Annotated in this window: 7 protein-coding genes; 6 read left to right on the forward strand and 1 reads right to left on the reverse strand. The window is 55.3% G+C overall.

What is annotated here, in order from left to right:
- The 5 genes from RRY12_07060 to RRY12_07080 all read left to right on the forward strand — a co-directional run bounded on the left by RRY12_07060 (window position 1) and on the right by RRY12_07080 (window position 7,178).
- On the forward strand, window positions 1–1,905 hold the full coding sequence (locus RRY12_07060; GenBank protein ID MEG2184421.1) for an LTA synthase family protein: 1,905 nt from the start codon (window positions 1–3) through the stop codon (window positions 1,903–1,905).
- Between the two features lie 16 nt (window positions 1,906–1,921).
- On the forward strand, window positions 1,922–3,844 hold the full coding sequence (locus tag RRY12_07065; GenBank protein MEG2184422.1) for an LTA synthase family protein: 1,923 nt from the start codon (window positions 1,922–1,924) through the stop codon (window positions 3,842–3,844).
- An 84-nt stretch (window positions 3,845–3,928) separates the two neighbouring features.
- Window positions 3,929–5,239 (forward strand): glycosyltransferase family 2 protein, encoded by a 1,311-nt coding sequence (locus RRY12_07070; GenBank protein ID MEG2184423.1) that lies wholly within the window; start codon window positions 3,929–3,931, stop codon window positions 5,237–5,239.
- Window positions 5,240–5,305: 66 nt separating this feature from the next.
- Window positions 5,306–6,538, forward strand: coding sequence for an MFS transporter (locus RRY12_07075; protein ID MEG2184424.1), 1,233 nt, complete (start codon window positions 5,306–5,308; stop codon window positions 6,536–6,538).
- Window positions 6,531–7,178 carry a class II aldolase/adducin family protein gene (locus RRY12_07080; protein ID MEG2184425.1) on the forward strand — a complete coding sequence of 216 codons (648 nt, stop codon included), beginning with the start codon at window positions 6,531–6,533 and terminating at the stop codon, window positions 7,176–7,178. The genes RRY12_07075 and RRY12_07080 overlap by 8 nt, the downstream gene beginning before the upstream one ends.
- Window positions 7,179–7,271: 93 nt before the next feature.
- Here the strand turns inward: RRY12_07080 and RRY12_07085 are convergent, their stop codons facing one another.
- Window positions 7,272–7,445, reverse strand: coding sequence for a 4Fe-4S binding protein (locus tag RRY12_07085; protein ID MEG2184426.1), 174 nt, complete (start codon window positions 7,443–7,445; stop codon window positions 7,272–7,274).
- Window positions 7,446–7,800: 355 nt separating this feature from the next.
- Here RRY12_07085 and RRY12_07090 point away from each other — a divergent pair.
- The coding region (locus RRY12_07090; protein MEG2184427.1) for a Na+/H+ antiporter NhaC family protein at window positions 7,801–8,977 on the forward strand (1,177 nt) is incomplete at its 3' end.

Consider the following 8,977-nt stretch of genomic DNA (forward strand, 5'->3'; position numbering starts at 1 on the left):
ATGGAACATGTAATGAACTCACGAGGAGCATATACGCGCGCGCGCCGCGACTACAGGGAGCTGGTCTTTTTCGCCCTCCTCGTATGCGCGCTCTTCTTTAAATTTTACTTCCTCGAGTACGAGGTCTCGGGCGCCGTCACGCGGATGCCGCTGTCGATGGCGGCCTCTTTTGCCATAATCCTGCTCTTTGCGCTGCCGGTATCGCTCTTCTGGCGCAGGGGGCGCTTTGCGCTGGCGATTCTTTTCGACCTTGCTGTGACGGCGCTCGTCGTGACCGACCTGCTCCATATCCGCTATTATTCGGACCTGTTTTCGTTCCATAATATAGGCCTCTCCGCGCAGGTGGGGGAGATATCCGAATCGGTCTTCGCGCTCTTTTCCGTGAAGGATCTGCTTTACTTTGCGGACGTCCCCGTGCTTGCGGGCTATATGCTCTTCTTCAAAAAAGCCTCTGTACGCCCCTTCTTTCGCAGGATAACGCGCCGCAGGCTCCGCGTCACGCTTGTTTTCTTCTGCGCCGCGCTTGCTCTCTTTTCATACCGTATATACAGCTACAACGCAAAGGTGCCTGGCGTGCTGCGCGCGATGTGGGACAGGCCCGCCGTCTGCAACAACGTAGGCGCTCTTACCTACCATCTCGTCGATACAAAAAACAGCCTCTTCGACGCCGCGTCTCGCAAGAAGCTCTCGCCGTTGGAGGTGGAGGCCGTTAAGGCCGCCTTCGGCGCGAAGAACGCGAAAGAAAAGCTGCCGGAGGGAGTGTTCGGCGCGGCGAAGGGAAAAAATCTCATCGTCATACAGGTGGAGTCTCTGCAAAGCTTCGTCATAGGGCTCAAATACGACGGCAAATATGTGACGCCGCACCTCAACGCCTTTTTCAGGGAGGCGTCGCTTGCCTCGAACATTTACAACCAGACGGCGGCCGGCAACAGCTCCGACGCGGAATTTATAGCAAACACAGGCCTCTATCCGTCCGCCGCAGGCGTCGCCTACACGCGCTTCGCCGGCAACAGCTACCGCGCGATGCCGCAGACGCTGCGCGACAGCGGCTATTCCACCTTCGGGCTGCACGGCGACCGCGCCGGCTTCTGGAACCGCGGCCACATGTACCCGGCGCTCGGCTTCGAGCGCTTCGTCAGCCGCAAGGACTTCGTCTATGACGAAGGAATAGGCATGGGGCTAAGCGACAAGAGCTTCTTCCGGCAGGCGCTGCCGATGATGAAAGCTGAAAAAAAGCCCTTCTACGCCTTCTTGGTGACGCTCTCGAGCCACTATCCGTTCAACTTTCCCGGCCTCGTCGAACAGTCCGGCTTTGACGCGGGGCCGCTCAAAGGAAGCGTCGTAGGCGACTACCTCGCCGCCATCCATTATTTTGACACTCAGTTCGGCGCCTTCATCGAAGGGCTGAAAAAAGACGGGCTTTACGATACAAGCGTCATCGTCGTCTACGGCGACCACAACGCCATCCCGAAATGGGACTCGCCTAACCTCTCAAAGCTGCTTGTCGTAGACCTTACGCGGGATCACAACTGGCGGCGCGTTTCAAGCGTCCCGATAATAATAAACGTGCCCGGGGTAAAGCGCCTCAAGTACAACAAAAAAACGGCGCTCGGCCTGGCGGGGCTGCCGCGCACGCTCTGCGCGCTGCTTGGAGCAGACTTTAAATCCGGGCTCGGCGGAGATTATTTTGACATGGAAAACACAGACGCGCCCGTCATATTCAGAAACGGCTCATACGTGACAGGCGGCGTCTTCGTTCAGCCGGCGAAAAAAAGCGCTGTCGACCTGCGCACTGGCGCGCCTCTTGATTACGGCAAGTATGACAGGACCACGAAAAACGCGGCGGAGATGCTTGACGTAAGCGACAAGATACTTGAATACGACCTGATGCCGGTAATTTTCTAAAAGGGTGAGTTTTGCGATGAGGCAGGACAAGAGACAAACGGCGATCGTAATTCCCGGTTTCTGGCTTCCGATAATAGCCGCGTTTTTAGTCTGGCTAAAATTTTTCTCAGTCGATTTCGCGGCGGCGGGAGTGCTCAACTGGCCGGTCTTTGGAGTGGAAGAGGCGCTTGGCCCGCTGCGGCACGTAGTGCGCGCGGCGGCTGTCGCCCCTCCTTCGCTTGCCGCCGTCCTCTGCCTTTTTATACCGGCGGCCTTTTTGCCCGGCAGGTTTAAAGTAGGTGCTGCGCTTGCGCTTGATTTTCTGCTTTCCGTCCTTGTCGGGACAGACAGGCTCTTTATAAGATACTACGCGGATATTTTCATCTTTCACGACCTGACGCTCGTCTCGCAGACGGGGCTGATCGTAAAATCAATATGGGCGCTGCTCAAACCGTGGGATTTTTTGGTCTTCGCCGACCTTCCGATAGCCCTCTGGCTGCTGCGCACTGGGCGCGTGCGCTTTGACTTTGCGGCGAAGGCACGTAGGGGGAGGGCTGTGCTTGTTTTGCTCTTTGCCGCCTCCCTTCTTGTGCAGGGCGCGGCTTTGTGGCATTTGAAGACGAGCCGTCCGAACATAATAAACGCCATGTACGACAGGCTTTCCGTCTGCGCGTGGATAAGCTCCGGCACCTTCCACTGGTGGGACGCGATCAGCCTCGCGCACAAGACGCTCGCGCCGCGCGGTGTCCCCGCGGCTCAGACGGAGGAGATAGCGCGTTGGTTTGCCGCATCGGTCCCCGCGCCGCACGCGCGCACGAAGGCGGTCAACCTCGTGCTCGTGCAGTGCGAGTCGCTCCAGTATTTTGTGACAGACCTTGCGATAAACGGCGTCCCCGTGACGCCGAACCTCAATAAATTCAAAAACGAGTGCCTCTACTACCCGAACGCGTGGAGCCAGGCGGCTGGCGGCAACAGCTCCGACGCGGAGTTCATGGCAAACACGGGGCTCTTTCCCGCGCCCTTTGGAGCGGCCTACACCTTATACGCCAACGACGACTACAACTCTCTTGCGCGCGTTATGCGCCAGCAGCGCGGCGCGCGCGCCGTCGTAGTGCAGGGGACGAAGAGCGCGTTCTGGAACTGCCACCGTATGCACCCGAAGCTCTGGTTCCACAAGCAGTACAGCCAGAGCACCTACCCCGACGACGAGGCGATCGGCCTCGGCTTAAGCGACCGCGCCATCTTCACGCGCGTCCTTTCGCTCTTTGGGGAGATGGACGGCCCCTTCTACGGCTTCATCGTGACGCTGACGAGCCATCATCCGTTCGATTTTGAAGGCATACCGAAGGACTCTCTGCCCCTGCCACCTGAGCTGCAAAATACGCTCATAGGAAATTATCTGCTCTCCGTAAATTATTTTGACAAACAATTCGGCCTCTTCATCGACGGCATGAGAGAGCGCGGCCTTTTAGACAAAAGCCTCATCGTAGTCTACGGCGACCATCCGGCCGTCCCCATAGCCTACAGAGAGGACATGGAGCGGCTGCTTGGCAAAAGCCTGGAAGATGCGGCCGATTGGAAGGCGACGCGCCGCGTCACGCTGATGTTCCGCGTGCCGGAGTACGCGAAATCCCCGAAGGTCTTATATGAAAACGCGGGACACATGGACATCCTTCCAACCGCCGCGGGACTCATGGGGCTTAAAATAAAAACTGTTTTTGGGAACGACCTGCTATCGTCCGGCAAAAAATCGCCCGTCGTCTTTAGGAACGGCAGCTACATAGACGGCGACACCTTCGTTGAGCCTGGAATCGGGCGCGCCTCAAACCTCAAAACCGGCGAGCGCCGGGACGACGGAGAATTTGAAAAAGAAACGCAAGAGGCCGCGCTGCGTCTTAAATACAGCGACCTCATTCTGGAACACAATCTAATTGAAAAAATATTAAAAATCACAAGATGAGGCGGCGGCATTTGGCATTGTAATAACAGGCTATCGGATGTAAGATAGATAGGCCTATGAAATTAGAACGGGAGTGGCTTTATTATGGACAAGACGGAATTGTTTTACTGGGTGATTTGGTGGGGATGGTGGATAATCCAGTTTATCCTCTACACGCTTCTGGCCGGTCTCATGTGCGACGGCCTCTATCAGATTGCGGTGAGCCTCCGCGGCTTCTGGAGCCAGCAAAAGCTGCCTCAGGCAAAGCGCTACAGACGCTTTTGCGTGCTCGTGCCCGCTCACAACGAGGCTATGGTTATAACTCCGCTTCTTGACAGTTTGGCAAATCAAAATTATCCGAAGAACTGCTATAAAGTCTACGCCTCTTGCGACAACTGCTCTGACAATACGGCGGAGCTTGCTTCGCGTCACGGCGCGGTTGCGCTTGAACGCTTCGACAAAGAACACAACGGCAAGACATGGAACGTCCGCTGGGCGCTGACCAAGATCCCCTTTGACGAATACGACGCTCTTGCGATGTTTGACGCGGACAATCTGGCCGACAAAAACTTCCTGATGGCGATGAACAACTACATGGAGCTGCACCCGGAGGCCGAGGCCATCCAGGGAGTGCTTGACGTAAAGAACCCCGACGACAACTGGCTGACGCGTTCCTACGCGCTCGCCTACTGGTTCACCAACAGATTCTGGCAGCTTGCACGCGGCCTTTGGGGGCTTTCCTGCACGCTGGGCGGAACCGGCCTCGTCATCCGCACCGCGACGCTTGAACGCATCGGCTGGAACCTTCAGAGCCTCACGGAGGATCTTGAGATGTCGACGCGCCTCATCCTCTCCGGCAGCCGCGTCCACTGGAACGACGCGGCCGTCATCTACGACGAAAAGCCGCAGGACATGGCCATCTCAAAACGTCAGCGCACGCGCTGGATGCAGGGCCATTACTGGGTCTTCTGGAACTACGGCTGGGACGCGCTGAAAGCCTTCTTCGTCACGCGCCGCCTCCAGTATCTCGACCTCTTCCTCTACCTGCTCGCCCCGGCGAAATCCTGCCTCGGCATCATCATAATGCTCGCCGGTATGGCCTTTACTCTTATAAACAACATGGTGCTCTATCCGTCGTCCGACATCCCGCAGTCGATGATGGAATGGTCGCTCTTCTTCGGGCTGCCCATCTTCTCCATCATCGCCTTCTGCCTCATCTGCGCCATAGCGGGGCCGTCGATGCACGAAAAGAAATTCACCCTCAGATATGTGAAGGATACCTTCGCGTATTTCTGGTTCGGGCTCACATGGATACCGATACTCTTCAAAGCCGCCTTCCTCGCGAAAGATCAGGGCAACTGGGTCAAGACGGAGCATACGCGCAGCATGTCCATTGACGAGTTGAAGTCCAAGTAGCGGGGGGAAGAGATCATAAAAACACAGTTCGCACTATTTACGGAGCGCCGCTTCCTGCCGTTCTTCCTGACGCAGTTTCTCGGAGCCTTCAACGACAACCTTTTTAAAAGCGCGCTTGTAACGCTGATAACTTTTCGGCTCGCAGCAGTCTATAATGTCAACGCCCCGATGCTCATAACAGTAGTAGCGGGGCTTTTTATTTTGCCCTTTTTTCTGTTTTCGTCGCTCGCGGGGCAGATATGCGACAAGTATGAAAAAAGCTTTCTTATCCGCATAATAAAATTTGTTGAGATAATCCTCATGTGTCTGACGGCGGCGGCCTTTGAGATGATGCAGCTTTGGTGGCTCGTCTTTCTGCTCTTCTGCATGGGCACTCAGTCCACCTTCTTCGGCCCGCTCAAATACAGCATACTGCCGCAGCTTTTGACCGACGACGAACTTATCGCAGGCAACGGCCTTGTAAACGCCGGAACGAACGTGGCGATACTGACTGGCACGCTCTGCGGAGGGCTGCTCATACTCTCCGCGTCAGGAAGGCACTACATCGCAATAGGCATAATCGGCGTGGCTATCGCAGGATACGCCGCCTCCCGCTTCATCCCCAACTCACCCGCAGCTGCGCCCGGTCTTAAGATAGACCGCAATCTCTTTCGTTCTACGTGGCAGATGCTCGCCTATCCCGTCGCAAACAAACGCGTCTTTACCGCGATACTCGGGATAAGCTGGTTCTGGTTCATCGGCTCCGTCTACCTGGCGCAGTTTCCGTCGTACGCAAAGGACGTCATAGGCGGAGATGAGCAGGTATCGACATTGTTTCTAGTCATATTTTCAATAGGCGTGGGGCTTGGCGCCACCTGCTGCAACAAACTGCTGAAAGGCCGCGTCTCGGGAAAATACCTGCCGGCGAGCCTCGTCTGCATCAGCCTCTTCACAGCGCTGCTCTGCTACTTCAGCCGCGACCTCTTCCCCGGCCAACAACTGGGTTCGCTTGCCGTCTTTATAGGCTCGCCAGGCTCCGTTCCGATAATCCTATCAATGCTGCTGCTTGCGGTGGCGGGTGGCATATTCAGCGTTCCTATGTACGCCATAATGCAGCGGCTCACGCCGCCCACGCACATGGCGCGCGTAATAGCGTCGCTCAACATCTTCAACTCATTCTATATGGTGGTGGCCGCTTTGCTCTGCGCCGTCATGATAGGCGCGGGAGCCTCCATCTTGTTCATCTTCATCTCTATGGCGGCGCTGAACTTTTTCATGCTGCCGTTAGCCTTTAAACTCTCGGGGGTAGATTATGACTGATCGTCAAATGAGAAACGCGCTCATCCAGAGCGCCCGCGAAATGCTGGCCGCCGGACTCGTGCAGGGAACCGGCGGAAATTTCAGCCTGCGCTGCGAAGAGGGGCTTATCATCACGCCAAGCGGCATGGAGTACAACACGCTGACGCCGGAAGACCTGCCAAAGCTTGCGCTCGACGGCAGAGTGCTTGAAGGCAGAAGAGCGCCCTCTGTGGAAAACGGGCTGCACCGCGCCATCTATCGCGCGCGACGCGACGTGTTGGCCGTCGTGCACACCCATTCCGTCTGTGCTTCGGCCGCCTCCGCGCTTAGGCGTGCGCTTCCCGCGCTGCTTGACAATCAAGCGGTGCTTTTTGGCGGGGCTGTGCCCTGCGCAGCATACGCGCCTATCGGCACGCCGGAGCTTGCGGAAAACGCACTTTCGGCGCTGGGACGCGGTTTTGCCGTGCTTCTTGCGAACCACGGGGCGGTCTGCGTGGGAGCCACGCTGAAAGAGGCTGAGAGCCGCTGTTTTATGCTTGAACTTTTTGCAAAAGTATATTTTTTGACGGCGGGGGCCGGAGGGGCCGTCGCACTCACAGAGGCCGAAGCAAAAGACGAGGCTGAGGACATGGCAAGACGCTACGGCCAGCAGCAGAAATAATAATTAAAAATAAAACGCGCCGGGCGCAAGAAATAAATAAGCGGGCCTTTCCTTTGAGGGGAAAAGCCCGCTTATTGTCCTATTAAGGAAAAACTACATAGAAATAGCGGATACCGGGCAGGTGGAGACGCATGAGCCGCATTCCACGCACGGGTCTGGGTCAACGTGGGCTTTGCCGTCCTGCATTGAGATAGCGGATACCGGGCACACGCCGACGCAGGCCTCGCAGCCTACGCATACATCCTGATCAACTGTTGCTTTAGCCATTGTAAGAAGTCCTCCTTAAGGTTTTTAGCTCTCATATTTTGATACGGGGACAAGATCCCCGCATACGGTGACTATTCTAGCGTGAAATGCCTCAAGCATCAACTGGTATTTTTAAAATAAATTATTGATAAATTTCATGTTCCAATAATACTATTCTAAGTAAAACTACAGAGCCGTCATCCTTAAATTAAGACTATAAATTACAGTAAGTTTGTTGCTGCAAAACTTTTAAATAAAAAATAAATATCGAAAAATTACATAGTTTACCAAAAGAAGGAGGTGCAATAAGAGCCATTGTTATCGCTTTTTTAAGTTCCGCAAATCTTCTAAATTTTGAAAGGAGAGTTGGTCGTTAATGGAACAGGAGAAAAAGAACATCCAGGAAAAAGAACCAAAAATTCCGTCGCTGCTGGTTTCACTTCTTATACTGCTTGCCGTTGCCGGAATGATAATGGCGGCCGTTTTGAAGTACGGCACAGACATCCACATCGTGCTTATTTTAGGAGCTATACTTGCAGGCGCAGTAGGCGTATTTTATTTAGGCTTTAAATATGAAGCGATTGAAACAGGGATAATCGACGGTATCATGGTCGGTATGCAGGCATGCCTCATCCTCTACACGGTAGGCCCGCTCGTCGGCACTTGGATAAGCAGCGGAGTCGTCCCCAGCATGATCTACTACGGACTCTCCATCATCTCGCCTTCGATCTTCCTCTTTGCTACACTTATAATCTGCTCGGTCGTATCTCTCGCCACGGGTACCTCGTGGGGCACCTCCGGCACCGTCGGCATCGCGCTTCTTGGCATAGCTATAGGCCTTGGAGTCCCGGCGCCTCTCACCGTCGGCATAATAATCTCCGGAGCCTACTTCGGAGACAAGATGTCGCCTCTTTCTGACACTACGAACTTGGCCCCGGCAGTCTCCGGCACCTCGCTCTTCCAGCATATACGCGCCATGTGCTGGACGACCGGCCCGACCTACGTCATAGTAGTGGCCATCACGCTCTTCATAGGATTCAGATATTCAAGCGGCACGCTCGACTATACAAAGATCGAAGCGCTTCAGCTTCTGCTCGCAAAAGAATTCTGGATCAGCCCCATTTCCCTTATCGCACCTATCGCTGTCATCGGCCTCTCGGCAATGCGTAAGCCCGCCCTTCCGTCACTTTGGATAGGCATAGGCATCGCCGTTGGATTTGCCTTTGTACAGGGACACACCTTCGGCGACATCCTGAACATCATGCAGAACGGATACGTGCCTACGGTAACGGCGGACATCGCAAACACAGCGGAGGACCAGGCCGCTCTTGCAGCCATCCTTACGAAGAACGGCATTACAATGGATGCGAAAGTGGTGCTTGAAGCCGCCAAAGACATCGTGACGCTCATGGAGCGCGGCGGCCTCCAGTCGATGAACTGGACGATCTCCCTCATCCTCTGCGCGTTCACCTTCGGGTCCACGATGAACATCTGCGGATTCCTCAAAGTCATCCTTGAGGCCATCATGAAGCCGATAAGGACAGTCGGCGGCC

The organism is Cloacibacillus sp. (assembly GCA_036655895.1).
Classification (GTDB): domain Bacteria; phylum Synergistota; class Synergistia; order Synergistales; family Synergistaceae; genus JAVVPF01.